Genomic DNA, 26,031 nt, shown 5'->3' with positions numbered 1-26,031 from the left:
TTCCTACTTTCGGTTAACGTTTATCGAGCAAGCGTGCTACGGTCGTCCCGGTAAATTGAATCAATTGCACCAGGATGACCATAATCAAAATCATATAGAGCATCAATTCCGTCTGAAACTGTTGGTAACCGTATCGGACAGCAAAGTCGCCGATTCCTCCGCCCCCGACAACCCCCATGATCGTCGAATACGAAATGAAGCTGACGATCGACGTCGTCAGTCCAAGCACAAGACCGGACCGGGCTTCAACGAATAAAAACTTCAGGACGACTTCACGTGTCGAAGCCCCCATCGAGACGGCGGCCTCGACGACACCTTTCGGCACTTCAAGCAGCGACTGTTCGACGAGCCGTGAATAATGGGCGATCGCAATGACAGCAAGCGGGACGGTCGCTGCTGCCGTTCCGATCGCCGTCCCGATGATGAACCGCGTAAACGGAATCAGGAAGACAATGAGCAATAAAAACGGAAACGAGCGGATCGTGTTGACAAGTAAATTCAAACTTGAAAAGACGAACCGGTTCGACAGCAACTGCCCTTTACGTGACAGATAGAGCCAGGTTCCGAGCGGTAAACCAACGAGAACTGCCGCGAGAATCGAAATTCCGACCATCACGAACGTTTGTCCGATCGCCAGTCTGATTTCCGCCGCATATTCGAGCACGATATCAGGCATGTGAATCCCTCCGCTCCGTCAATTGGGTCAGGAACCAACCGGCATCACTCGTAATTTCCGTGATTCCCGCCGGTTCGGTCGCGATCGTCGTTTCAATCCGCCCGTCTGCCATGATCGTGACCCGGTTGCAAATGCTTTGAATCACCTGCATCTCATGACTGACAAGTACGATCGTCACCCCGAGTGTCTGATTGATATCCTGCAACACGCGTAAGATTTCCGACGTCGTACTCGGATCGAGCGAAGACGTCGGTTCGTCACACAGCAAAACGCGCGGGCGGTTGGCGAGCGCCCGGGCAATCGCCACACGCTGCTTCTGCCCTCCGCTCAGTTCGGACGGATACTTCCGGGCAAAGGATTCCAGTCCGACAAACCGGAGACACTCCTGAATCCGGTCCGCCCGCTCTCGTTTTTTGACACGGGCGAGTTCAAGTGAAACACCAATGTTTTGTTCGACCGTCTTGTTTTCGATCAGATTAAAGTCTTGAAAAATCATCCCGATATTTTGCCGGGTCTGCCGCAGCTGTCGGTTCGACAGGTTTGTTAAATCCATTCCGTCAAATTCGACCCGCCCGGTATCCGGCCGTTCGAGCAGGTTCATCAGCCGGAGTAACGTCGATTTCCCGGCACCGCTCGCACCGATGATGCCATGCATCTCGCCCTGTTCAATCGAGAGGGCGACGGACTGGATGACCGGTTGTCCGGAAAAACTTTTACTGACATTCTGTAATGAAATCATCTGACACCCTCCCTTGCAACGTGTTTCATTTTACCGTAAGCTATCTGTTTTTGTCATGTCGTGTGCTTTTTTTCTTTCCCGCGTCACTTCTCTAATTAAGTAAATCATTCAGAAAGTAAAACAGAAAAACCCTGAACGTAAAGTCCAGGGTCGTATTTCCAGCATTCAATAGCTTTGATTATCCTTCATACTTCTTGACGATCGTCGCAATTCCTTGGCCGCCCCCGATGCAAAGTGTCGCGAGACCATGGCTTTCTCCGGTCCGTAACATCTCGTGGATCAACGTCACCATGATCCGTGTTCCACTGGCGCCGATCGGGTGACCGAGCGCAATCGCCCCGCCGTTTCGGTTCAACTTTGCCGGATCAAACTGGAGTTCTGCGTCAACTGCAAGCGATTGGGCAGCAAACGCTTCGTTCGCCTCGATGACGTCGATGGCATCCAGTTCGAGACCCGCTTTTCGTAACGCCTGTCCGACGGCCTTGACGGGACCGATTCCCATAATGCTCGGGTCAACACCGGACGTACCGTTCGCAACGATTTCGACAAGTGGTGTCAGGCCGAGTTCTTTCGCCTTCCGGGCCGACATGACGACGACTGCTGCCGCTCCGTCATTGATACCCGATGCATTGCCGGCTGTCACTGTACCGCCTTTTTTGAAGGCCGGACGCAAGCGGGCAAGTGATTCCGCTGTCGTTCCGGCACGCGGGAACTCGTCTTGTGCAAACACGACCGGTTCGCCTTTGCGCTGCGGAATCTCGACTGGTGTAATTTCCGCTTGGAACCGGTCCGCTTCGATGGCCTGTCCCGCTTTTTGTTGACTTGACGCTGCGAACTGATCCTGTGCTTCACGGGAAATCGTATATTGCTCGGCTAAGTTTTCCGCCGTGATTCCCATATGATAGTCATTGAAGGCACATTCGAGTCCGTCTTTGATGATCGTATCGACAAGCGGCTGGTCTCCCATCCGTAAGCCGGTCCGGGCACCGCTTAACACGTACGGTGCCTGACTCATGTTTTCCATCCCGCCGGCGACGATGATGTCGGCCTCGCCGGACTTGATAGCTTGGAACGCGAGGTGAATCGCCTTCAGCCCGGAGCCGCAGACTTTATTGATCGTCATGGCCGGAACCGTTTCCGGAAGACCTGCGAGGAGACTCGCCTGACGGGCCGGATTTTGTCCGAGTCCCGCCTGAAGAACGTTGCCCATGATGACCTCCTCGACGAGGTCCGGTGCGACATTCGCTTGTTCGAGCGCCGCTTGGATGACCGTTGCGCCGAGCTTCGTTGCCGGGACATCCTTTAAACTGCCGTTAAAACTGCCGATTGCCGTTCGTGTCGCGCTGACGATGACAACTTGCTCGCTCATGCTGATTTCCCCCTTATTGAATCGTATAACCGCCGTCTAAGACATTGGCCTGTCCCGTAATCCCTTTTGCTTTGCGGCTTGCGAGGAATAACGCATAATCGGCGATTTCCTCGACGGCAAGCAATCGTTTTTGCGGAACGAGCGGATAGATGACGTCTTCGAGGACTTTTTCCAATTCGACCTGTCGTGTTTTCGCGAGATCCGCCATCTGATTGCGAACGAGCGGTGTATCGACGTACCCCGGACATAAGGCGTTGACTGTGATGCCGTGTTCCGCCCCTTCCAGTGCCGCGACTTTCGTCAGACCGAGCAGACCGTGTTTTGCCGAGTTATAGGCCGCTTTTCCGGCAAAGCCGATCAAGCCGTTGATCGATGCCATGTTGATGATCCGGCCGTATCCTTGCTCCTTCATGAGCGGAAACGCATGTTTAATCGCAATGAACGGAGCCGTCAGCATGATTTTAATCATCAGTTCGAACTTCTCTGTCGGGAAGTCTTCGATTGGTGAGACGTGCTGTAAACCGGCATTATTGATCAGGACATCAAGTCGGCCGTACCGCTTGATTGTCTCGGCAAAAACTGACTGAACTTGCGCTTCATCCGTCACGTTCAACGTCAGTCCGATGACATCATGTCCCGCTCCCTGTAACGACTTCGCTGCTTTTTCAGCTGCTTCCGTATTGACGTCCGTAATGACGACCTTCGCGCCTGCCTCTGCGAAGGCTGTCGAGATTTCAAGCCCGATCCCGCTTCCTGCTCCCGTCACAAGGACGATATCTCCATTGACCATTCGACTCACTCCCCTATGCTGATGCGTTCAAGTTCCGGACTGACAGTGAAGTCCGCTTCCGTCACGTTGCGGATGTCTTCGACTGTGAGTCCGTCCAATGTCTCAATCAAGACCATCCCGGCTTCCGTGAAATCAAAGACCGCTTTATCCGTGATCAACCGGTTGACGACTTGACTGCCGGTCAACGGTAACGTACAACGTGTCTTGACCTTCGACTCGCCGTACTTATTGACGTGTTCCATGATGATGACAACCCGTTTCGCGCCGTTGACGAGATCCATTGCCCCGCCCATTCCCTTGACCATCTTGCCGGGAATCATCCAGTTCGCGAGGTCACCGTTTTCGGCGACCTCCATCCCGCCTAGAATCGCAAGATCAATGTGACCACCGCGGATCATCGCAAACGATTCGGCACTGTCGAAATAGGACGCGCCTTTTTGTGCCGTAACCGTCTCTTTGCCGGCATTGATTTCGTCGGCGTCGACTTCATGTTCGAGCGGATACGGTCCGATGCCGAGCAACCCGTTTTCCGATTGCAGCATGACGTGGACATCATCCGGAATCGCATTGGCGATTAGTGTCGGAATCCCGATTCCGAGATTGACGTACATGCCGTCCTCGATTTCCTGCAGCGCGCGGTTGATAATGATTTCTCTTGACGTTGCCATAGTATCTCCCCCTTATGCTTCCCGGAATGTCCGGCGTTCGATGCGTTTTTCGTAGTCCGTCCCGACGATGATGCGCTGGACGTAAACGGCCGGTGTATGGATTTCATTTGGATCGAGTTCACCGACTTCAACCAGTTCTTCGACTTCGACGATCGTCACTTTGCCGGCTGTCGCGACGAGCGGATTGAAGTTCCGCGATGTTTTCCGGAAAACGAGATTACCGAGCTTGTCCGCTTTCCAGGCTTTGACGAGCGCAAAATCACCGACGATCCCTTCTTCGAGCAGATAGGTTTTCCCGTCGAACTCTTTTTGTTCCTTGCCTTCCGCAATCGGTGTCCCGACGCCAGTTGGTGTATAAAAGCCGGGAATGCCCGCTCCGCCGGCCCGGATCCGTTCTGCCAGTGTCCCCTGCGGCACGAGATCGACCTCAATCTCTCCGCTTAAGTACTGTTGCTCAAACGTCTTGTTTTCCCCGACGTAGGACGAGACCATCTTTTTGATTTGACGTGATTGTAATAAGATGCCGAGTCCGAAGTCATCGACGCCACAGTTGTTGCTGACGACCGTCAAGTCCTTGACCCCTTTTTCCTGCAAGGCAGCAATCGATTTCTCCGGAATCCCGCATAAACCGAATCCCCCGACGACGAGTGTCGCCCCGTCAAAAATATCAGCTGTCGCTTCTGTAAATGAATCGTAGATTTTCCCCTGTTGCATCGTTCATTTCCCCCTTTTTTAAACCCAAATGCTTAATAAAGACCTGTCAGATTGTAAAGTCCGATCATCAGGAAGACCGTCACTGTCTTTAAAATCGTAATCATAAAGATGTCACGGTACGACTGACGGTGCGTCAAGCCGGTGACGGCAAGCAACGTGATGACGGCTCCGTTGTGCGGTAACGTATCCATGCCGCCGGACGCCATCGAGATGACCCGGTGCATGACTTCCGGCGGGACGCCGCCTGACGTGATCGCTTGTGTATATTTATCCGACATCGCACTGAGCGCGATGCCCATTCCGCCGGACGCAGAACCGGTTACCCCGGCAAGTGCCGTCGTCGTGACCGCTCCGTTGACGAGCGGATCGGTGAACGTCGATGAAATCCCGTTCGAGACCGTCTTGAAGCCCGGTAAAGCGGCGATGACACCGCCGAATCCGTACTCGGCTCCGGTATTCATGACAGCAAGTAAGGCACCACCGATACTGAGGTTCAATCCGGCCTGGAAGTTCGTCCGGACTTTTTTGAAGTCATACAGCATCGCGGAGATAATCCCGATGATCAAGGCCATTTGGACGGACCAGATGGCAAGAACGGCCGGCGTCTCGATTTTCCCGAATGCTTCAAGACCGATCGCGGCGAAATCAAAACCTTCCGGATACCATGCCGGAATCGCGAGCGTAAAGTATTTGTTCATGACAGCGACTAAAATCAACGGCACAAATGCCAGGACTTGGCGGTAAACCGGTTGTTGTGCCGTCTCGAGCGTCAGTTCCGGTTCATTTTTCAATTCCATCTGCGGAGCCGTACTGGCTGCCGTCGCTTCAAATCCGGCATACCCTTCCCCAGCTTGATGAGCTTTACGTTTACGGGATTCAAGATAGAACATCCCGACCGTCAGGATGATCAAGCCGCCGATTGATCCCATGATTGGTGCCGCATAGATATCCGTTTTAAAGAACGTCGTCGGAATGACGTTCTGGATTTGCGGTGTCCCCGGCAAGGCATCCATCGTAAACGTAAACGCACCAAGGGCAATCGTTCCCGGAATCAAGCGTTTCGGGATATTCGCTTCGCGGAACAAGTTCGCTGCGAACGGATAGACGGCAAAGACGACGACGAACAGGCTGACACCGCTATACGTCAAAATCGCGCCAAGCAACACGATGGCAAGAATCGCCCGTTTCGCTCCGATCATCCGAATGATCGACTTCGCGATCGATTCAGCGATTCCTGACATTTCGACGACTTTCCCGAAAATCGCTCCGAGCAGGAAGACCGGGAAGTAGGCTTTAATGAATCCCACCATTTTTTCCATGAAGATGTTGGAGAAGAACGGCAAGACCCAATCCGGATTCGTCAGTAAGACAGCGAACAGAGCACAGATCGGAGCAAATAAGATGACTGAAAAGCCACGGTACGCTACGAACATTAATAAAGATAAGGCAAGAAGAATGATAATCAGTTCCATGATGGATCTCCTTTAAAATTTAGTAAGCGCTTTCAATTGCTTCTTCATCATTTAACAATTGAATCACCGGATGGTCAATCAAAAACCCTAAACCTATAAGTACAGCTTATAGGTTCTATAACTTCACATTATAGACACATTTATTTTTTGATGTCTTTTTCGGAAATCTTTTGACCAGATGGAGGACTATTTGACGTCAATAGCGTATTCTAAACGGTAGAACGATTTGTCAAACGAAAGCAAGGTGCCTGAATTTGAAAACCATTTTGTATGATCTTCTCCATAACCTGACCCTATTGATGAGCGGTTTTTACCTGCTCGGAAAGCTGTCACCGCATCCGATTACCGTCGATTCCAAACGCTCAGTCCGCATTTTGTACGGAATCAGCCTGAGTATCTTATCTTGGTTGCTGATGCAACTGACGATTGAGCCCGTTCCCGGTGTTTTAGTCGACTTGCGGCACATTCCTGTCATCGTTGCCGCTTATTTTGCCGGTCCGTTGCCGACGATGATTGTGACAAGTGTCATCATTCTTTACCGGTTCAGCATTAATCTGAACAGCTCAGCGTATGCGGCAGCACTGTTCATCATCCTGATTGCTGTCGGGACGTCGCTTCTCGTCAAGTGGTTGCCGATCTATTCCAAGCGGACCTTTACAATGGTCACTGTCTATGCGACTGTCCTGCATGGAATCGTTTTGATATTTGTCTTAGCTGACACGGGTCTCCTCTTCGATATCCTCAGTGTCGTCCTGCCCGCTTCCTTCATCAGCAGTTGGCTTGCACTCGTCATCATCCGTGACATCCGTTTGACGAAACAGTCGATGCGGACATGGCAACAAACGGCACAACGTGATTTTTTGACCGGCTTACATAATTTCCGTGCGTTTACGGATCATTTTGATGATTTAAAGCAACAAACGATTTTACAGCAACATGAAGTAGCGTTGATTACGATCGATATCGATCATTTCAAACATGTCAATGATACGTTCGGTCACGAAGCCGGTGACGAGGTCCTGCGTCAATTCGCCTCCCGTTTGCGGGACGGTGTGACGGATGCCGGATTCATCTCCCGTAACGGGGGTGAGGAATTTTCCATTCTCGTCGAACAGTTGACGGATGCAAAAGTCCTGGCGCTGGCTGAACAGTTGCGGGAACGGATTGCGACGTCTCCGTTTCAATTGTCGAATGGGACGCAACTGCCGTTGACAGCTTCGTTCGGAGTCGCACTTTTCCCGAAATCAACATCAGAGATTCAGCAACTTGTGACGGATGCGGACGTCGCACTTTATCATTCCAAACAAAACGGACGCAACCGGGTGACACTTTTTACACGCGAACTCGAAGTAGCTGTGACTCATTCTGTCGATTAGGGATGGACGAATCCGGAAAAATCGGCTACGTTTGATGATGAGGAAGGTGATTCATCATGAAATTAACAAAAGGACCTTACATTATCATTGGTCTGCTGCTCGGACTGCTCTTCGGCTTCATCGGGGATAATTTTTACCTGTATGTCTCCGCCGGGATTTTAGTCGGAGCGATGCTCGAAGGGTACGTTGCCTGGCAACAACGAAAAGAACGAAACAAATCCAATCATTCCTAAGGAGGAATTAAGATGGGCTTCAGTGAACTGTTCGTCTCGACACTTGCGTATATCGGAGTGGCTACACTTTTACTTGCTATCGGCGTCGTCCTGTTTGAAGTGACGACCAAATCAAAAGAGATGGAGCTAATCCGTCAAGGAAAAAAAGCGGCCGTTTATGCATTCGGCGGACGAATCCTTGGTCTTGCGATCGTTCTCTACTCCAGTATCACGAACTCGGTCAGCATCCTCGATATGGTCTTATGGGGAGCTTTAGCAATCGTCTTCCAAATCGTCCTGTTCTATTTGGCAGACTTGATCATTCCGCGGATCAGTATGACGAAAGAAATCGATGCCAATAATGAAGCCGTTGGTTTATTATTGCTGTTTCTTTCAATTTCGATTGGTCTGATCATCGCCGGTTCCCTTACATACTAAAAAAAGCGCCAACAATCCGCTCGTGGATTGTCGGCGCTTTTCATTTTTCCAAATCTTCGAGTTCTTTTTGCGAACGGGGATAGCCGTTCGCCTGCCACTCCGCCCGGTAAATCGAATCGAGTTTCGTCAATCCGACTTCATCCGGATCTTTGTCGGCATCTGGACTTGAGTCCTGATCGAGATGCGTTAAATACTCTTTTAGCGGATCCGTATTTTTTTGCTCTTTGTTCTTCAATAAAAGAAGACCCGCCCCCGCCAATACACTTGCTCCGAACACATACCGTTTTCGTAACCGCATCGGTTTCCCTTCTTTCTCTCAAAACGCCAGTTAGACAAGTCCACCTCCATCCCGTAAATCAGGATGAGCCAGCTGTCTGACTTGTCCTTGCTCGACCGTCAGGACGTGATCCGGTTGCCGCTCAAAATAGCCGGTTTCGAGCACTCCCGTCAAACTTTTCAGTTCCCGGGCAAAGTGAGGGACATCCTGGACCCGCTTGAGATCGACATCCAAAATCAGATGCCCCCCGTTCGTCACGAATGGTTCTCCATCCTGCTCCCGTAGCGTCACATCGACATGCTTATCCTGCAAAAAACGTTCGACATACGGTCTCGCAAACGCATCGATTTCAACCGGTAACGGACCGCTCAGGTGATGGACGAACTTCGAGGCGTCCGCTAAGTAGAGCACTTCCCGGCTCATCAAAGCAACGACTTTTTCACGGAACAGCGCTCCACCACCGCCCTTGAGCACCCGGAACTGCGCATCGATCTGATCGATGCCGTCGATGACAAGATCGATATGCGTCGCTTCCTCGAGTGACAGCAACGGAATGTTTAATCGTTTGGCTTGTTCCGCTGTCTCGGCTGATGTCGCCACTCCCTGCACCTGACCGCCTGCTTCGACCCACTTACCAAGGACATCGATGAAACTCCGGGTCGTCGAACCTGTCCCAAGACCAAGAATCATTCCGTTCTTAACATGCTTGATGGCGGCTTCCGCCAACACCCTTTTATCCTGTTCGTACATCCGCACCCCTCCTTCGTTAGTTATCTATTCCCGATTGCTGGCGACTTCAATCGATGAGTCCAGCCGTCTCTTGTAAGTACATTTCAATCGCCGACAGGAGCGGTTCAAGTGCCTGTTGCCAAAAAGTAATTGAGTCCGGTTCGCCGTCTACATACTGCTCAATCAGCTCCTCGATTGTCGCCTGTCCCGATGCGCGTAACAACGGTTCGAATTGTCCGGTGAACGCCTCATTTGATTGCTTGACCTCCGTATATAAGTGATTGCTCAGTAAGTAACCGACCGTGTAGGGAATATTGTAGAACGGCTTTTCTGTATCATAGAAATGACCGACAAAAATCCATTTGTACGGATCCGGTTCCGTCAGTACATCGCCGTAAAAGCGGGCATCTTCCTCCCGCATCAGTTCAGCAATCCGGTCGCTTGAAACCGGCCCCTGCCGTCGCTCCGAATAAAAACGTTGTTCAAACCGGAACATGTTCGGAATGGTTCCGACGTATTTTAAGCCTTCGCTGATTTTGATTTCAAGCATCGCCAGTTTTTCTTCGCTCGCCGATTGTTCGATCACGGCGTCAAGGACCAGGTTTTCCATGAATGTCGAAGCCGTCTCGGCACTGCTCGTCCCTTTAATCTGATCAAGGAACGGCAAATCGTGCAACAGCAAATTATGGTACGCGTGACCCAGTTCATGGGCAAGCGTAACGACATCCGGATACGCTTCACGGTACGTCATGAAGATCCGGCTTTCTTTAGCGACCGGGAACGAGGCACAGAAACCGCCTTCTGCTTTAGACGGCCGGTTTTCCGCATCGATCCAGCCTTTTTCAAACACGGTTTTCGTAAAGTTTGCCAACCGCGGATGGAGCCGGTCAAATTGATGCAGAATGATCGATTGCGCCTCAATATAGGAAACATAACCGCGCGAGGTGAAGGTATTCGCCTCTAAATCATGCCATTCCGGTTCCGTGACATGTGCCAGACGCAATTTTCGTTCGTAATAAGACTGGAACAGCGGACGATTTTGATCAATCGCCGCAAGCATCGCTTTAATTGTCGTCCGTTGCATCCGGTTTTGTTCACACAGTTCCGTTAACGGGTCCTCCCATCCGCGTTTTGTGTAAACTTGCAACCGAAATCCGGCAATCCGGTTCAAAATCATCGCAAAGTCGTCACGTTCAGCAGCACACGTCTTTGCGAAAACTGTCGCCGCCGCTTGCCGGTCGTTGCGTGTTGCCCCATGAAAAGCCTGATGCAGGGCGTGTCCGATTGTGACTTCTTCTTCTTCAAGCGGAATCCGTAAACCGGTCAAACGCTGTTCATACAACTGTTCCCATCCGGAAAAACCGTCGATTGCCAGTGCCTGAATCAATTGTTCCTGTTCAGCCGACAGACGCCGTTCCATGATGGCGCGGCGTTCCGTCAGATAATAAGACGGCGTGTCCGATTGCAGCGTTTCCCATTCTGCTTCGGACAGTTTCCGCAATCGTTCCTCGAAGACCGTTTCACCCATCCGGAGACTCGCCTGCAATATCTCGGTCTGCTCAAGCAGCCGGCCCACTTCATGACGTGAAACATCTTCCGCGTACAGACAATACACAAAATCAGCCAGTTCTTCGACGTGGCATTTGATTCGCTCAAGATTCGTCAAATAAGAAGACACAGGAGGTTGGTCGGTTTGAAGCTGATCCAATTCCCGTTGTAACCTGTTAATCGTCTGTCCCACGTTTCCAATCGAATACAGTTTTTCGAGCTGCCAACGGGATGTCGTGATCGCCATTGTTTTTCCCCCTTTAATCCTGTCCTTTCATTTCCTTCGGCTTCCCTTCCCGCGAGACCTGCCAGTCCACTCCTTTACCGGCAAAAAACATCCTTCCGCGAGCGGAAGGATGTGTGAACCGAAACATTTAGATGACGAAGAAATAGACACAAAGGAAATGCGCTAAGCTGCCGAGCAGGACGAATACATGGAAAATCTCGTGAAAACCGAGGTGTTTGAACGAAAGCACACGCGGTTTTAAGCCGTAGATAATGCCACCGATCGTGTAAAAAATCCCGCCGAGGAACAGTAAACCGATTCCGACCGGCGACAGAACTTCTGCGAGCGGTGTGATCGCAAAGACCATGATCCAGCCCATTCCGATGTACAGCGTCGTCGACAACCAGCGCGGACTGTTGAACCAGACGAGTTTAAAGGTGATACCGAAGACCGCAATCAGCATGACGATACTGAACAATACCCAGCCGGTCGGTCCGTTCAGACTGATCAGACAAAACGGGGCATACGAGCCGGCAATCAGCAGATAAATCATCGAATGATCAAGACGTCTCCACGTCGCAATGGCCCGGTCACTCGCAAGTACCATATGATATGTCGCCGAGACTGCGTACAAGGCAATCATACTGACACCAAAGATGATCGCCGCGACAATCGGTAGTCCGGCTCCCCGCTCCAGTGACGCTTTGATGACCAAGGCGAGCAATCCGATAAAGGCGAAGACGGCTCCGCCAAGGTGGGTCAGACCATTGATCGGTTCTCTCATATACGTTTTCATAATTTCCCTCCATTTTTATGTAGTTTTAAATACTACATGGCGTTATATGAACATTCTATCATACACTAGAGAAATAGGAAGTCATTCCGCATTATTTTTTTGGAGGTATTTTCATGACACAGTCAGAACACCCGAAACCATCACTCGATCGCCAGTTGGAGTTAACGGATATCCCGAACATCGATCTCTACATGGACCAAGTCATTCAATTGTTTGAACGGACGTTTGAAGAGACGACGCGAACCGAAGGCGAAACGATTTTAACGAAGACGATGATTAACAACTACGCCAAGAAAAAATTGTTTTTCCCGGTCACGAATAAAAAATATACGAAAAACCATCTGATCTTAATCAGTTTGATCTACCAATTGAAAGGAACGTTCTCCATCAATGACATCAAAACGATTTTGACGGACTTGAATACCGGTGTTACGGAACAAACAATTGATTTGGAAGATTTTTATCAAACGTATCTCGATGCGACAGCGGTCAATCAGACCTTGTTCGAGGAGCAGCAGCCTCCGACGGATGACTTGGATCATCTCGAACAGTTGCAACTGATTTTATCGCTCGCCCATATGAGCAACTTGTACCGCCGGGCAGCCGAACGATTGATTGACCGATTAGAAAAGTAACCGTCTTTCTTTTGTGTGTCATGGTAAAATAGGGGAAAAAGGATGAGGTGCAGGAAATGGAACTCGAACAACGTTTTTTACAACGTTTAGATGAAACAGGACATTATTTCGTCACTTACCAGGATGGTATTTTAATCGAACTTGCTTTTGATGCTGTCGTCGGCCGACATCCCGCACCTTTTCCGGAGTTGGAGAAGACGGCTCGGTTTTTGGAAGAGCATCTCCGCTCCCACCAGACACAAGCGTTATTGCTTGCTTCAAAAATTCAGGCATACGACATGGAACCGGCTGAACGGATTGCTCCGATGATGTCAATCTATAGTTTTTTTGCAACACATCGGCTCGTCCATCCGCTCAATGCTTATTCCACCGCTTTATTGATCAGCCGCTTACAGCCGACGGATGTCCAACTTGAGCGGACCGTCTCGTTATACCGCCTTTGCAAAACCTCACACCGGTTCATCGTCTCTCCCCTGCTGATCTCGTTTCTGTTTTTAAACAGTCTCCGCCGGGGCGAGTTATCAACAATCCATGATCAGATCGAATCGCTGTATGACATGTTGAAAAAGCGGTTCGGGCGGTCTCAGCAAACGTATGTCACGGCACTCTTATTTGCCTTATTACCGGACGAGGACCATCACCTCTATCTCGGTCAGCTCGTCCAGTCCCGGAACGCTTACCGTAAACACGGGATTCCACTGTCGTTTCATGCGTTGCTTGCGCTACTCGGTCAACCGGAAGTACACCGCGCGGCACTTGAACAGATATCAGACCGTTTGCGGCAAAATCCTCACTTTAAATACCGGAAGGATTTAATTTTCCTGACGGCGGTCCGGCTGTATCTTGCGGATCATCCGACGTTGCACCAATTGTTTGCTCCGTACAGCCCGGCTGACTGGACGAATTCGACTGATTTCATTCCCGTTTTCCTGTTCCCGGTCGACTTGACGGATACCTCCCATGCGACAGACGGCGGAATGGCGGACGGTGGATTTGACGGCGGCGATGGCGGTGGCGGTGGCGATTGAACTCGCCCATCCAGTGCCTGTTTCCGTATAAAATTTTCTAAAAAAACAAAACGCGGCTGACTCAAAAAAGAATCACTCGTTCTTTCATGCCCTTTCCTCAGGCAAGACACAAGCCAGTTTTCCTGCCTCATTTAGGCAGGAAATCGGGTCTTGTTTGTCTCTGACAGCGCAAAAATGCGCTTTTTCCTGTAGGAGTTGCGTGAAGCGAGTGATTCTTTTTTTTACGAAATCAGGGTGGCAGATTATCATTCCGCCACCCTGATCTTTGTAGAGAGTGACTTTTGAGTCAGACCCATTGGTATAAATTCCGGCACAAGTGCCCGATTATTTTTGTTGATCGTCTGCATCAGACGGTGTCACATCGCCGTCTTCATCGGCTTCGTGAGACAAATCAGGTGCTTCGTCAGATGATGGTTCAGAATCCGGTTGATCTGTTGATTCTGAGTCCGCTGACTTCTTGTCTTGATTGTCGGACTGCGGCTCTTTTTCGTGGTGCTCGGATTTTGAATCCGACTCGTTTTGTGCTGCTGTACCGGATTGATCACGACCTGCGATATCGTCGTTTGTCATGCGATTTCCCGATGTAATCGGATCCGTTTCTTTTTCGTGTTGCTCTGACATGGTAACATCCCCCTCGAATCATGATGATTAAAGTATTCCCTTACGAGAGACGGTTAAACATCCTGGGTATGCGTGATCTTTGCAAAATCGGCAATCAAGTTCGTGATCGGTTGCGGATGATGCAGATAATGTCCTTGTACATACAGGGGATTTCCCACCGCAACGATATGCTGGAACTGAGCGCTTGTTTCGACTTCCTGAATGACAAGCGAAATTCCAAGTGCCTGTGTCAACGAATAAACAGACTGGACCATCGACTGTTCGAGCTGGTTTTGAACGAGACGCCGTGTAAAGATCGGATCCAACTTAACGGATTGGACCGGTAAACGGAGCAAGGAATTGAGCGAAGCATAATGACTCCCAAAATGGTCGACACTCAGTCGATAACCTGCCCGGCGTAACATTTCCAGACGCTCGATGGCTTTCCGTTTTCCGATTTGTAAGACTTCTTCCCGGATTTCAAGCACAATCCGCTCTTTCTTGAAGGATGCACAGTTTGCGAACTGTAACAGATCGGCAAGCATCGCATCCGATTTGAATTGACTGGCGGAGAGATTAATCGAAATTGTCACGGGACGTCCCAATTCTGTCTCTAACCGGACACTATCCGAAATCGCCTGTGCAATCGTAAAGTGACCGATTTGACTAAACTTCCCTGTCCGTTCCGCAATCGGAATGAAATCGGCTGGACTGACGAATCCTAAGACCGGATGATTCCAGCGGAGTAGTGCTTCGACGGCAACCGTCTGTCCCAGTTTGGCATTTAAAATCCGTTGATAATACAATTCGAACTGACCACGTTCCAATGCTTGCTCCAATTCCTGTTCCAATACACGGTTAAACGGATGTTGTTCGACCTCGCGTTGCTGATCGACAAATGATATACCCGCTTTTCCGTCCAGTTTGACCTGTTGCATCAGGGCTTCTGCTGCATAGACCTGTGTCTGGCGGTTCATGTGATCGCCCGTTAACAGACTGACACCTGACGAAGCCGTCAAACGAATCGGTTCGTCCGCAAGGTTATTGATTGGCTCCTCAATCGTCTGAATGATGGATTCAGCGAATGTCCGGCCTTGATCTGTAAAATCAGCTTGTTCCAGAGGTGCGAGAACAATGAACTCGTTCCCCTCCATCCGTCCGACGACGTGTTCCGGAATCGCGACATACTTTAAGCGTGACGCAATTTCCTGAAGCACCTGATTTCCAATCCGGTATCCGTACTTCGCATTAATCGCATGAAAGTTATCGAGATTGAGGACCATCAAAAAGGTCGGCTGGCTCGAGACACTCGAAATCAATCGGTTCATATATCGTTCGTTATAGACATCTGTCAATGCATCTTTGATGACATAGGTCTCGACGCTGATTGATTTACTGATGATGTTCGCGTAATTTTCAATCATCTCTAATTCGGTTTTACTGAATTCGTACGGTTGATCATCAAAAGCGCATAACGTCCCGATTTTCTCGTTATTGGCATTTTTAATCGCGACGCCAAGAAAACTGCCGTTACCCAGTGTTTGGGTGACCGGATGATGACTTGTCATTGGATTCGTCAATAATTCATTAATTTGAATCTTACCGTCTGTTTCATCGATGACGAGTTTACAGAGGACATGTTGGAAGATGTGTGTCGTTCCCTCTCCAATCAGTTCCTTTCCATGATTGATTGCCTTGACGATAAAGTTACTGTTTGAGTCATTTAATGCGAAAAACAGTGTATTGACTCCGATTTTTTCACTCAATTGATTTAAGATATCTTCGACAAGCGGGTGTAAGGCTTCATATCGCATTTGCGAGTTATCCACGGTCCCGTCCCTCCTTTCTTCGTTAGTCCTCTGTCATTTCAGTCGAAAATTGAAGCGTAAACGTACTGCCTTTTCCTTCTTCTGACTGCACGGCAATCGATCCGCCATGATCCATGACAATCATCCGGCAGATCGCTAAACCAAGACCGGTTCCGCCAATTTTCCGCGTGTCCGAGTTATCAGCCCGGTAAAATTTATCAAATACAAATGGTAGTGCTTTTTCCGGAATTCCGATTCCTTCATCTTCAACCGTCAAGACCATGTGTGATCCCTTCATGTGCCCTCGAACTTGAATCGTTCCTCCGTCCGGTGAATATTTGATGGCATTCATGATCAAGTTCGTGAAGAGCTGTTTCATCTTCTCTTCGCTCGCCGTCATCTGATAATCGCCCGCTTCAAACAGAACCCGAATCCGGTGTTTACTGCTCGCAAGCTCGAACATCGGTCGCATCTCATATACCAATCGTTTAAGGTCCAGCCGTTTTTTGACGGTGCCTTGTGAGACATCCTCACCTTTTTGGATTTCCAGAATATCATCAATCAGCTCTGCCAAACGAACGGTCTCGGAGTGGATCGTCTCGAGGTATTTTTTTTGACGCGGACCATCGAGTGAACGACGCATCAACAGTTCCGTAAAGCCCATAATCGACGAGAGCGGTGTTCTTAATTCATGCGAAACAATCGAGACGAACTCCGACTGTTTCAAATCCAGTTCTTTTTCTTTCGTGACATCTCGCAAGACGAGCATCATTCCCCACTCGACATTGGCGATGGCGATTCGTTCGGCATAGGCATTCAGCAACAGATTCCCGCGAAAAGCCGATAGTTCAATCGTCTCTCCGGGAATCTCCCCGTTCATCAATTGACCGATATAGTCATGCAGCGCATCCGGCTGATCAACGTGTTCGAATAAGGAAGTCGCCCGTTCGTACGCATGGCGGAAGCCTTGAGATTGACTGACGAGCTTTGGCGGGAACATGTTCAACAATGCCTGATTGGCATAAATCTGTTCCCCGCTGCTTTCGATATATAAGACCGCTTCCCGAATCGAATCGAGTAATTGATACGTTTTGATTTTTTCATGCTCCATTTGATGGAACAACAGGTGACGTTCAAGCGTCATCCCGAGTTTACGTGACAAATCCAAAATATCCCCGACCTGTTCCAAGTTGAACTGCTCGAATGGATGTTTGAGATAGATGACACCGACGACACCGCCATTGCTTGGTGACTGGACAGGAATCGCCGATTCATACATGTTTTCTGCTACAGGGAGCTGAACCGATTTTCGCATGACAAAAGCACGGCGTAACACAGAATATTGATCCAAATCTTTTTCGATCAATTCAATGTCTTCCACCCCTTGCGTCACAAGGTGACTCAATTGTTCACGGCGATATAACAGGATGGCCCCCGCCTCAAGATTGATGAGTTTCAGCAACTTAACGAGTAATGTCTCACATGCTGACTCGACGTTTTGGGTTGCCAATGCTTCCATGATTTCGTTGCGGTGTTTCAATTTATGTTCAACTTCCGCCAAATCCTGTGTCAGTTGACCGATCCGTTGACGGTCGGTCGTCTGTAACGTCTTGACTGGAAATGGACTGGTCTTCAGACGATACGGTCTCGTCTTCTTTTCAGGACGATATCGTACGATTTTTTTCAATGGGCTTCCTCCTTCCGATTCATGCATTCATGTTTAAAATTATAACACGAGATTTTAATTTTTCGTCGCTCATTCGACTTAAGAACGTGCTGCCGTTTCTGCCAACAAACGTTTAAATGCCTGTTCGAACGCAACATCTTCCTGACGCGTCCGTTTTTTGGGTCCCTTCGTCCGTCCACCTGCCCGCCGGATTTCTTGACCGACATGTCGTGTATGTAGAAGAAAATCTATGTTTTCGTTTGTAAAAATCCGACCATTCTGATCGACGGCTCGTCCATTGCGTGCGAGGGCGAGGGCAGCCAGACCGTAATCCTGGGTCACAACGATGTCTCCCGGCGCCATCCGGTTGACGATGGCAAAGTCGACGGCGTCCGCTCCTTGACCAATCGTGATCGTCGTCGCCCCTTCCCGATTAAACTGATGTGCTGTATCACAGACTAAAAAAACCTCGTATCCTTTGCTCAATCGAATCGTCAAATCGACGACCGGACAACCGTCTGCATCAATCCATATTTTCATATCACGTCACTCCTTCCTTTACTTCGCTTTCATTAAGTGTCCGTGACGACCGGAATCACTGTCAAGTCCATCACTCGAAGTTGACCGTAACTGCCGTAGAACCGACAATAGAAAGGAAAGGATGTGCCGAATTGAAACCTGCAACATTTACCTCATTTTTATCCTTACTAAAGAAAAGTGAACCACCGGTCGGACTGCTGTCAGCTGCCGTGACGGTTTCAATCATTCAGGCACTCGCTGCTTTGATGATTCCCTGGTTTTTGAAATCCCTGATCGACAACTTCTCCATCGATCAGGTCACACCGGGCTTGGTCGCCCTCTTCATCACGGTCTTCATCGTCCAGATGATCAGCAATGCTTTTTCCATCTACTGGCTGCAAGTCGCCGGGCAACGGATTGTCGCCAACTTGCGGACGATGTTGTGGAAACACTTGCTAGCTTTACCCATTCCGTTCTATGACGAAACGAAGTCAGGCGAACTCGTCTCACGTCTCAACAACGATGCGACGACCTTACAACAATTATTATCGGAGCAACTCGTTCGTCTGTTGACCTCAATCGTCTCGATTGTCGGTGCGATTACGATTTTATTTTTCCTCGACTGGCAAATGACGCTCGTCATGGTCATCGCCGTCCCGTTGACATTATTGATCATCATTCCGCTCGTTCGGAAACTGCATCAGATTTCACGGGAGACGCAAAAAGAGCTCGCCGGCTTATCGGGATTTTTTGCAGAGATGCTCGGTGAAGTCCGCTTGGTCAAATCACAGGCGACAGAAACCTATGAAATGGAACGCGGAAAAACGCGGATTGAACATCTGTTTGGCTTCGGTGTCAAAGAAGGGAAGATTCAGGCAATCTTACTGCCCGTCTTCAACGTCGCCCTGACCTCGATGTTGATTGTCATCATCAGTTTCGGTGCTTACCGCGTCTCGACGAATCAGATTACAGCGGGCGAACTCGTCGCCTTTTCGTTATATCTGTTTCAAATCATGACGCCGCTCGTGACGATGACCGAGTTCGTCTCGAAATTACAAAAAGCGCGCGGGGCAACGGAACGGATTTCGGAACTGCTCGAAGAACGACCGGAACAGGACGGTACCCGACAGGTTGAGCGTCCGTTCGCAGCCGTTCACTTTAATCATTTGTCGTTCGGCTATGACGACACGACACTGTTGCACGACGTCACCTTCTCCTTGCCGCGTGGTCAAACCACGGCAATCGTCGGTCCGAGCGGCTCCGGTAAATCGACCTTGTTCGCTCTGCTCGAACGCTTTTATCTGCCGACGAACGGTCAAATCGAGCTCGGTCCTCATGCAATTGATCAGTTTGAACTGGCCAGCTGGCGTAATGCGATCGGTTATGTCGCCCAGGACTCACCCGTCTTGTCGGGAACAATCCGCGACAATCTGTTATACGGCTTGACGCAAGATGTCACGGAACAACAAATCCGCGACGCCGCCGAGATGGCGAATGCCGATGAATTCATTTCTTCGTTTACACTCGGATATGACACGGAAATTGGCGAACGCGGTGTTAAACTGTCCGGCGGTCAACGGCAACGGATTGCGATTGCCCGCGCCCTCCTGCGGGATCCGGAATTGTTATTGCTCGACGAAGCAACTTCGAGCCTTGACTCGGAATCGGAACGGGTCGTCCAGGAAGCGCTCGAACGCCTGATGGAAGGACGGACGACATTCGTCATTGCCCATCGCTTAGCGACGGTCCGTCACGCCGATCAAATCGTCGTCCTCGAACAGGGACGTGTTTCCGGTATCGGGACACATGATACCCTCGTTGAGACAAATGTTTTGTATAATAAACTCGTAACGCAACAATTCATCGGTCACACCGAAACGACCAGGGGGAGTAACACATGACAAAAACAATTGGTTTCATCGGACTCGGCGTCATGGGGCAAGGCATGGTCCGCAACTTGTTAAAAGCCGGTTTTTCCGTCAAAGGTTATAACCGGACGAAAGAAAAAGGCTTGCCGCTCGAACAGGACGGCGCTGTGATCGTCGATACGATTCAGGAAGCCGTGACGGATGTCGATGTCGTCATCTCGATTGTCGGCTATCCGCAGGACGTCGAACAGATTTACTTGGCGGACGACGGGATTTTAGCATCCGCTAACCCAGGGACAATCGTCATCGACATGACGACATCGAGTCCTGCGCTCGCCATCCGGATTGCCGAACAGGCTGCTCAAAACGGTCTTTCTGCGCTTGATGCACCGGTCACGGGCGGCGATCTCGGAGCAAAAAACGGGACGCTCGCGATTCTCGCCGGCGGCGACGAAAAAGCATTTAACACGGTTCAACCGTTATTTGAAGCAATGGGAAAATCAATCGCCCGTTTCGGAGGTCCGGGACAAGGACAATCGGCCAAGCTCGCCAATCAGATTGCGATTGCCGGATCGATGATCGGGACAGCCGAGATGTTGCTGTTCGTCACGAAATCGGGAATCGATCCGACACAGTTCGTCGAGACGATCAAAAGCGGCTCCGCCGGCAGCTGGTCACTTGAAAACCTGATTCCGCGTGTCATTGCGGAAAACTATTCGCCGGGCTTCTTCGTCAAACATTTCATCAAAGACATGAACCTGGCGCTCGAACGGGCCGAAGAGATGGGGATTGCAACACCGGGACTTGCGCTCGTCAAAGACTTATATGACGAGCTGGCAGCATCCGGTCATGCCGAATCCGGGACACAGGCCCTCTACTTGTTGTTAAAAGAGAAAACACCGTCCCGTTAAAGGATTAAAAACAACAAAAACGAGTCTGACGCTTCCGCACAGGGGGAAGTCAGACTCGTTTTTTTACGCTGAACGCGTTGCTGTCTGTTGCTCTTTTTTTAATTGTTCATAGAAGTGCGCCATCGTCGTATCAAAATACGGCGTCAGCAGAACAACTCCGACGGTACTGAGCAGCGCAAGAATCCCCCAAAGGATGAAACTGAGATAAAGTTTCGCCAGCCGCCACTTATGCCCATGCATCATCCGGCGGCTTTCACCAAGGACCTGTATAAACGACAGATCCGGTCGGTCGACCAATAAAAACGGCACCAATCGGTACATCAGATAAAAGTAAATTGCCGGAAGGATCAAAAAAGAACCGATGTAAACGAGTAACGTTACCAGTGTATAGGCTGCCATCGTCTTCAGGTAGAAACGGATCGACGCAAACCCTTCAAATAACGTCCCGATACCGGCTGATTCTCCGCGGACGAATCGTAAGTAGGCAATTGTCCGTCCAAGCGTGACGGGGGACAGCACAATCGTCACGACGATGTTCAAGGCGACGAACCGTAACATGCTGTCGAGATTATCCTGGTCAAACGACATCCGGCTGGCAGCAAGTGCAAAGATGACGAAGTAGATGATTGAGATGCTGAGCGCTGTCAGCCACTTCCCTTTTAATGTCGCAAGTGCAGCTTGTTTGTACTGTAAATTTGTCATAATGAACTCCTTTATCTTTCAACATTCCTGTTTTAGTGTACCGTAGTCTGCTTTGAAAAAATAGCAATCATCTCCTCACAAGGCTGAAGATGTGACGATTTTTGGACAGCTTTGACGATTGGTTTCCTTTCTCTTCTTAAAAAGAGCGACGCAACCGAAACCACTTTTTCTTCACCCGCTTCCTCAGACGAGACACAAGCCAGTTTCCCTGCCTTTGAAGGCAGGAAAACGGGTCTTGTTTGTCTCTGACAGCGCAAAGAATTGCGCTTTTTCCTGTAGGAGTCTCGTGAATGAAATGGTTTCTCCAAAATAAAAAAAAGAGGAACAGATTCAAATCTGCCCTCTTTTCTCATAAGGTTAACTGTTACGCCAACGAATAACTTTGATTAACGTGCCAGCAATTGTTTTAACGCTGTGACCTTCTCCGGATCGACTTGACCGTCGACGAGGACAGCGGATCCGACATGTAACTCGGTTGCGTTCGTTGCATTAAGTAATTCTTCCGCCCGCTCAACTGTGATACCGGAACCCGGCAAGACAATCAGGTCCGGATGCTGTTCGATCAGTTCGGCGATAACAGCCTGACCTTCCAGTGCCGTCGGTTGTGCCCCGGACGTCAAAATCCGGTCGACTTCCGGAAAATCAGCCAGGACTTCCGCCGCTTCCAGGATGTCCCGACTACTGTCGATGGCCCGGTGGAACGTCAACGACAAGTCGCCTTTATGTTTAATAATCCGTCCGAGGAATCCTTCATCGACACGACCGTCCGGCGTCAAGGATCCGACGACGATGCCCGCTGCTCCGAGTTCCCGGACTAAATCGATATCGGTGATAATCGTTTCCTGATCGGCTTTCGAATAGACAAACGATTTGCTGTGCGGACGCACGAGGACGTGGACCGGAATCTCGACCGAGGACAAGACTTGCCGGATCAAGCCGTAACTCGGTGTCAGCCCGCCTTCCGATAAGGCGGATACGAGTTCCAACCGGTCAGCTCCCGCCCGCTCGGCTGCTGTTGCTTCTTCGACTGTTGCTGCAATGATTTCTAACATGATACATCCCTCCCGCCCTAGTGTATCACGAGACGACTGTCCAATTCACCCGTTCGTTGAACAGTTTCATTTCCCATGACGGCGGATAGGTCGAGGGACTGAGGACGATTTTAGCCCGCCGGAATTCGGCGACTTTGTACTTCCGGTTTCCTTCAAACTCGTCACATGCCAAAAAGGCATACACGTCCTTCGTCCGTCCGATGATCGCTTTTTGAATCAGGGACGATTCGATGTCATCGCTGACGAATCCCCGCTCGATTTCGGCGCCGTCAAATGTCAAAAACGATGCATCAAAGGCGTAAGCATCAAGCGCTTGTAACACTTCGACACCGACCGTCTGTCCGAATGAATCGACGGTTCCGCCGAGCAAGCGAATTTCACCATGAAACGGTCCGGTTTCCCGGCATTGTTCCAGATGACTGGCAATCGATAAAGAATTCGTCACGATGGTCGCTCCCCCACTGAGGTACGGCAACAGATGTTCGACCGGTTCCCCTTTTCCTAAAAAGATGCAGGAATAGTCACTGAGCCAACCTTTGGCATACCGGGCCAGGCGCCGTGATAATTGGTCTGTCCGTCGTGAAATCGACGACTCTTGTTTTCCGCCGTGATAGATTGCCCCACCATACACCCGCTTCAGTTGCCGTTCCCGTTCGAGTTCCTCAAGATAGCGCCGGACCGTCTCACCGGAGACGTCTAAACGATCGATCAAATCTTTCGTCATGACTTTCCCTTCTTCTTCGAGCCATTGCATGATTTGTGATTTCCGTTCCTCTCCTAATAACGACACATGACCTTCCCCCTTCACAGACAAGTACTACTTCTAGTGTAGCGAACGTCTGTAAAGGTCTTGTAAATCCGGTGTAAAAAAACGTGTAATTCCTATGAAATGTTGTTGAATTCGTTCATTTTTCAGATTAACAAGATATTCACAAAAAAAACCGGATCCTCCTGTCCTTCTTTTATAGAAGAACAACAGCATCCGGTTGAAATCAGTCGGTGTCTTTTTTATCTTTCACAAACATACCAATCTTTGATTCCGTCCCTTGACGGATCCGGCTGATGTTTTCGCGGTGTTTAAAGATGACGAACAGTGCAAGAATCGTAAAGAACGTCGGGACGATCCAGTCCTGCTCGATGATGCCGATCGTAATCGAAACAACGATGCCGATGCTTGCCGCAACGATTGAGCTGAGTGAAACCATCCGGCTCAGTCGTAATGTCGTTAAAAACGAGACGAGCAAAAAGAGGAACAAAATCGGACTCGTCACGAGCAGCATCCCGCCGGAAGTCGCGACCGCTTTTCCGCCTTTGAACTTGGCAAAGACCGGATAAATATGTCCGATGACGGCCGCTAGACCAGCAAACAGCGGATGCAGTTCGGAAGCGAGCAGGATCGGGACGAGACTGGCGACTGCACCTTTACCGAGATCACCAATCAAGACGATAATCCCTGCCTTTTTTCCTAAAACCCGGAACGTATTCGTCGTCCCGAGATTCCCACTGCCGTGCTGCCGAATATCAATGCCATGTCCCCATTTTCCGACAAGCAGAGCAAACGGAATCGAGCCGAGTAAATAGCCTAAAATTAAAATCCCGATGATTTCAATCATGGTCAACCTCCAACGTATTAGTGACCGACCTTCATATATTCTTCGAGAGTCTGTCCATTATTTTTAATTTGTGTGGCTGGACCGACACCAACATACCGGATGTGCCATGGCTCATACGTGTACCCAGTCCGTGACTGGAACCCACGGTCGTACCGGACGATAAATCCATACTTCGCTGCGTTGTTCGCAATCCATTTTCCTTCTTTTGTATCTCCAAGTTCTGCCGTCAATCCATTCCCGACACTCGGTGCCGAGATATCAAACACAAGTCCGGTCTGGTGCTCACTGTGACCAGGACGGGCAGAATATTGATCGGCTGCCGCTTTTCCGTCACGGGCGACGTAGTTGTTATAAAGGACCGTCTGACGTGAACCAGAACGGAATCCACTGACGGCATTTAGTGTCACGCCGTCGGTTTTCGCATCAGCAAACATTTTTTCCATCTGTTTCGCTGCCGGTGCCCGCATATAACTTTGTTCAAGGACACCTGAATACGAGAAGCTGACGTTTGGTACGACTAAGTCCGACGGTTTGTAATCAATCGGTAAGCTGTATTTTTTATTGACGACGACTAACTCACCCAGTGATAAATCGGCTTTTGTATCCGATTTATCGACGTCCGGTGTTTCGGACTCCGGTTTAGACGGTTTGGCAGGTTCCGGATCCTGAGCGGAATCGGTTTTCCCATCGTCTTTTTTATCGGCCGATTTGTCTTCTGTCGAAGATTCGTCCGATGACTTCTCTTCCGTCGTTTTCTCTTCAGCTGCTTTATCGGCCGCTGTTTTCTCTTCGGCCGCTTTTTCATCGGCTGCTTTTTGATCGGCCGCTGCCTGTTCTTCTGCTTTTTTCTCAGCTTCCGCTTTCGCATCGGCTTCTTTTTTCGCTTCTGCTGTTTCTTTTTCTTTTGCTACTTCGGCATCACTTTTTTCAGAATCTGAAGTGGCCTTTTCGTCTGCGCTTTTATTCGCCTGTTCGGTTTTTGAGTTGTCTTCCGCTTCCTGATCCCCAGGGTTACATCCTGCAAGGAGGAGCGCCAATGTACTGACTGCTACGATTTTTTTCATTTTTAATTCCCCGCTTCCTTGGTGCTATTCTATGTTACCTCTAATCGACTGATTAGAAAAGCCCTCACGCAAGAAATCCTGCTGAGGGCGGAGGCTTAATTTGAGATGAGTGCAGCATCTTCGGTACGCATTTGTTCGTAAATCGCGTGCCAGTTCGGAAAGACTTTTGGTAAACGGATCGGACGGAAGTTCTCTTTTTTGACGACGACATGCGACGTTTTTCCTGCGACCGCCAGTTGACCGTCGGCATTCTTGACTTCATAACCGTAAATCGTCCGCAGACCGTCGTAATGATCAACCCAGACGGAAACCTGTGCCACGTCACCGTATGTTAACGACCGTTTGTAATCGAGATTCACATTCGTGACCGGCGAAACATATCCGGCTTCTTCCATTTCCTTGTAATCAAGTCCAAGTGACTTGATCAGTTCCGTCCGTGCAATCTCAAAATAAACGAGATAATTCGAATGATAAACGATGCCCATCATATCGGTTTCAGCGTAACGGACTGGTATTTCAATCGTGTACATGAAGC

At 49.8% G+C, this 26,031-nt stretch carries 28 protein-coding genes; 7 read left to right on the top strand and 21 right to left on the bottom strand.

The window, feature by feature from the left end; translation table 11 throughout:
• Positions 1-13: 13 nt before the first annotated feature.
• From HNY42_RS07440 to HNY42_RS07410, 7 genes are all read right to left on the bottom strand, one after another.
• Entirely contained in the window at positions 14-676 is a 663-nt protein-coding gene (locus HNY42_RS07440) for a methionine ABC transporter permease (RefSeq protein ID WP_188005350.1), read from the bottom strand.
• Complete coding sequence (locus HNY42_RS07435) at positions 669-1,415, bottom strand: methionine ABC transporter ATP-binding protein (RefSeq protein ID WP_188005349.1); 747 nt, start codon at positions 1,413-1,415, stop codon at positions 669-671. Before HNY42_RS07435 ends, HNY42_RS07440 begins: the two co-directional genes overlap by 8 nt.
• Before the next feature lie 178 nt (positions 1,416-1,593).
• Positions 1,594-2,784, bottom strand: a complete 1,191-nt coding sequence (locus HNY42_RS07430; protein WP_131502919.1) for an acetyl-CoA C-acetyltransferase — start codon at positions 2,782-2,784, stop codon at positions 1,594-1,596.
• Between the two features lie 13 nt (positions 2,785-2,797).
• Positions 2,798-3,574 (bottom strand): 3-hydroxybutyrate dehydrogenase, encoded by a 777-nt coding sequence (locus tag HNY42_RS07425; RefSeq protein WP_131502920.1) that lies wholly within the window; start codon positions 3,572-3,574, stop codon positions 2,798-2,800.
• A 5-nt stretch (positions 3,575-3,579) separates the two neighbouring features.
• Complete coding sequence (locus tag HNY42_RS07420; protein ID WP_131502921.1) at positions 3,580-4,242, bottom strand: 3-oxoacid CoA-transferase subunit B; 663 nt, start codon at positions 4,240-4,242, stop codon at positions 3,580-3,582.
• Positions 4,243-4,254: 12 nt separating this feature from the next.
• Entirely contained in the window at positions 4,255-4,956 is a 702-nt protein-coding gene (locus tag HNY42_RS07415; protein ID WP_188005348.1) for a CoA transferase subunit A, read from the bottom strand.
• Between the two features lie 32 nt (positions 4,957-4,988).
• Positions 4,989-6,428, bottom strand: a complete 1,440-nt coding sequence (locus HNY42_RS07410) for a GntP family permease (protein ID WP_131502923.1) — start codon at positions 6,426-6,428, stop codon at positions 4,989-4,991.
• Between the two features lie 254 nt (positions 6,429-6,682).
• On the opposite strand from HNY42_RS07410, the gene HNY42_RS07405 reads away from it, so the two are divergent.
• The 3 genes from HNY42_RS07405 to HNY42_RS07395 are packed head-to-tail and all read left to right on the top strand — an operon-like array spanning position 6,683 to position 8,454.
• Positions 6,683-7,804, top strand: coding sequence for a GGDEF domain-containing protein (locus HNY42_RS07405; RefSeq protein WP_188005347.1), 1,122 nt, complete (start codon positions 6,683-6,685; stop codon positions 7,802-7,804).
• 56 nt (positions 7,805-7,860) lie between these two features.
• On the top strand, positions 7,861-8,037 hold the full coding sequence (locus tag HNY42_RS07400; protein ID WP_165871658.1) for a hypothetical protein: 177 nt from the start codon (positions 7,861-7,863) through the stop codon (positions 8,035-8,037).
• Positions 8,038-8,049: 12 nt separating this feature from the next.
• Entirely contained in the window at positions 8,050-8,454 is a 405-nt protein-coding gene (locus HNY42_RS07395) for a DUF350 domain-containing protein (protein WP_026828679.1), read from the top strand.
• Between the two features lie 40 nt (positions 8,455-8,494).
• Here the strand turns inward: HNY42_RS07395 and HNY42_RS07390 are convergent, their stop codons facing one another.
• The 4 genes from HNY42_RS07390 to HNY42_RS07375 all read right to left on the bottom strand — a co-directional run bounded on the left by HNY42_RS07390 (position 8,495) and on the right by HNY42_RS07375 (position 12,030).
• The gene (locus HNY42_RS07390; protein WP_026828680.1) at positions 8,495-8,752 is read right to left on the bottom strand and encodes a hypothetical protein; all 258 of its coding nucleotides are present in this window, start codon (positions 8,750-8,752) and stop codon (positions 8,495-8,497) included.
• A 30-nt stretch (positions 8,753-8,782) separates the two neighbouring features.
• Positions 8,783-9,481: a ribose-5-phosphate isomerase RpiA gene (gene rpiA / locus HNY42_RS07385; protein WP_188005346.1), complete on the bottom strand. Its 699-nt coding sequence runs from the start codon at positions 9,479-9,481 to the stop codon at positions 8,783-8,785.
• Positions 9,482-9,527: 46 nt separating this feature from the next.
• Positions 9,528-11,255, bottom strand: a complete 1,728-nt coding sequence (locus HNY42_RS07380) for a M3 family oligoendopeptidase (RefSeq protein WP_188005345.1) — start codon at positions 11,253-11,255, stop codon at positions 9,528-9,530.
• 127 nt (positions 11,256-11,382) lie between these two features.
• Positions 11,383-12,030, bottom strand: coding sequence for a PAQR family membrane homeostasis protein TrhA (locus HNY42_RS07375; protein ID WP_188005344.1), 648 nt, complete (start codon positions 12,028-12,030; stop codon positions 11,383-11,385).
• A gap of 113 nt (positions 12,031-12,143) precedes the next feature.
• On the opposite strand from HNY42_RS07375, the gene HNY42_RS07370 reads away from it, so the two are divergent.
• Positions 12,144-12,665 carry a DUF1836 domain-containing protein gene (locus tag HNY42_RS07370; RefSeq protein WP_131502927.1) on the top strand — a complete coding sequence of 174 codons (522 nt, stop codon included), beginning with the start codon at positions 12,144-12,146 and terminating at the stop codon, positions 12,663-12,665.
• Between the two features lie 56 nt (positions 12,666-12,721).
• Positions 12,722-13,693 carry a DUF4003 family protein gene (locus HNY42_RS07365; protein ID WP_188005343.1) on the top strand — a complete coding sequence of 324 codons (972 nt, stop codon included), beginning with the start codon at positions 12,722-12,724 and terminating at the stop codon, positions 13,691-13,693.
• A gap of 324 nt (positions 13,694-14,017) precedes the next feature.
• Here HNY42_RS07365 and HNY42_RS07360 read toward each other — a convergent pair whose 3' ends face one another.
• The 4 genes from HNY42_RS07360 to HNY42_RS07345 form a co-directional block, all read right to left on the bottom strand.
• A complete protein-coding gene (locus tag HNY42_RS07360) occupies positions 14,018-14,314 on the bottom strand; it encodes a hypothetical protein (protein WP_131502929.1) in 297 nt (98 codons plus the stop codon).
• 53 nt (positions 14,315-14,367) lie between these two features.
• On the bottom strand, positions 14,368-16,122 hold the full coding sequence (locus HNY42_RS07355; protein WP_255508433.1) for a putative bifunctional diguanylate cyclase/phosphodiesterase: 1,755 nt from the start codon (positions 16,120-16,122) through the stop codon (positions 14,368-14,370).
• Positions 16,123-16,144: 22 nt separating this feature from the next.
• A complete protein-coding gene (locus tag HNY42_RS07350; RefSeq protein WP_255508432.1) occupies positions 16,145-17,788 on the bottom strand; it encodes a sensor histidine kinase in 1,644 nt (547 codons plus the stop codon).
• A gap of 78 nt (positions 17,789-17,866) precedes the next feature.
• A complete protein-coding gene (locus HNY42_RS07345; protein ID WP_131973064.1) occupies positions 17,867-18,307 on the bottom strand; it encodes a YaiI/YqxD family protein in 441 nt (146 codons plus the stop codon).
• Between the two features lie 131 nt (positions 18,308-18,438).
• Here HNY42_RS07345 and HNY42_RS07340 point away from each other — a divergent pair, with 131 nt between their 5' ends.
• The gene (locus HNY42_RS07340; protein ID WP_131502931.1) at positions 18,439-20,187 is read left to right on the top strand and encodes an ABC transporter ATP-binding protein; all 1,749 of its coding nucleotides are present in this window, start codon (positions 18,439-18,441) and stop codon (positions 20,185-20,187) included.
• A complete protein-coding gene (locus HNY42_RS07335) occupies positions 20,184-21,065 on the top strand; it encodes an NAD(P)-dependent oxidoreductase (protein WP_188005342.1) in 882 nt (293 codons plus the stop codon). Before HNY42_RS07340 ends, HNY42_RS07335 begins: the two co-directional genes overlap by 4 nt.
• A gap of 63 nt (positions 21,066-21,128) precedes the next feature.
• On the opposite strand, the gene HNY42_RS07330 is transcribed toward HNY42_RS07335, so the two are convergent.
• The 6 genes from HNY42_RS07330 to HNY42_RS07305 form a co-directional block, all read right to left on the bottom strand.
• Entirely contained in the window at positions 21,129-21,767 is a 639-nt protein-coding gene (locus HNY42_RS07330; protein ID WP_114596145.1) for a DUF975 family protein, read from the bottom strand.
• 386 nt (positions 21,768-22,153) lie between these two features.
• Positions 22,154-22,819, bottom strand: coding sequence for a copper homeostasis protein CutC (locus HNY42_RS07325; protein ID WP_188005341.1), 666 nt, complete (start codon positions 22,817-22,819; stop codon positions 22,154-22,156).
• Positions 22,820-22,844: 25 nt separating this feature from the next.
• Positions 22,845-23,609 (bottom strand): DeoR/GlpR family DNA-binding transcription regulator, encoded by a 765-nt coding sequence (locus HNY42_RS07320; RefSeq protein ID WP_114596147.1) that lies wholly within the window; start codon positions 23,607-23,609, stop codon positions 22,845-22,847.
• Positions 23,610-23,811: 202 nt separating this feature from the next.
• Positions 23,812-24,432: a glycerol-3-phosphate 1-O-acyltransferase PlsY gene (plsY, locus tag HNY42_RS07315; protein WP_131502935.1), complete on the bottom strand. Its 621-nt coding sequence runs from the start codon at positions 24,430-24,432 to the stop codon at positions 23,812-23,814.
• Between the two features lie 17 nt (positions 24,433-24,449).
• Entirely contained in the window at positions 24,450-25,496 is a 1,047-nt protein-coding gene (locus tag HNY42_RS07310) for a M15 family metallopeptidase (RefSeq protein ID WP_188005340.1), read from the bottom strand.
• Positions 25,497-25,591: 95 nt separating this feature from the next.
• Positions 25,592-26,026, bottom strand: coding sequence for an acyl-CoA thioesterase (locus tag HNY42_RS07305; RefSeq protein WP_012370047.1), 435 nt, complete (start codon positions 26,024-26,026; stop codon positions 25,592-25,594).
• Between the last annotated feature and the right edge of the window lie 5 nt (positions 26,027-26,031).

It is taken from the genome of Exiguobacterium sp. Helios (assembly GCF_014524545.1).
In the GTDB taxonomy this organism is placed as follows: Bacteria; Bacillota; Bacilli; order Exiguobacteriales; family Exiguobacteriaceae; genus Exiguobacterium_A.
This window is presented reverse-complemented; position numbering and strand designations above follow the sequence as displayed.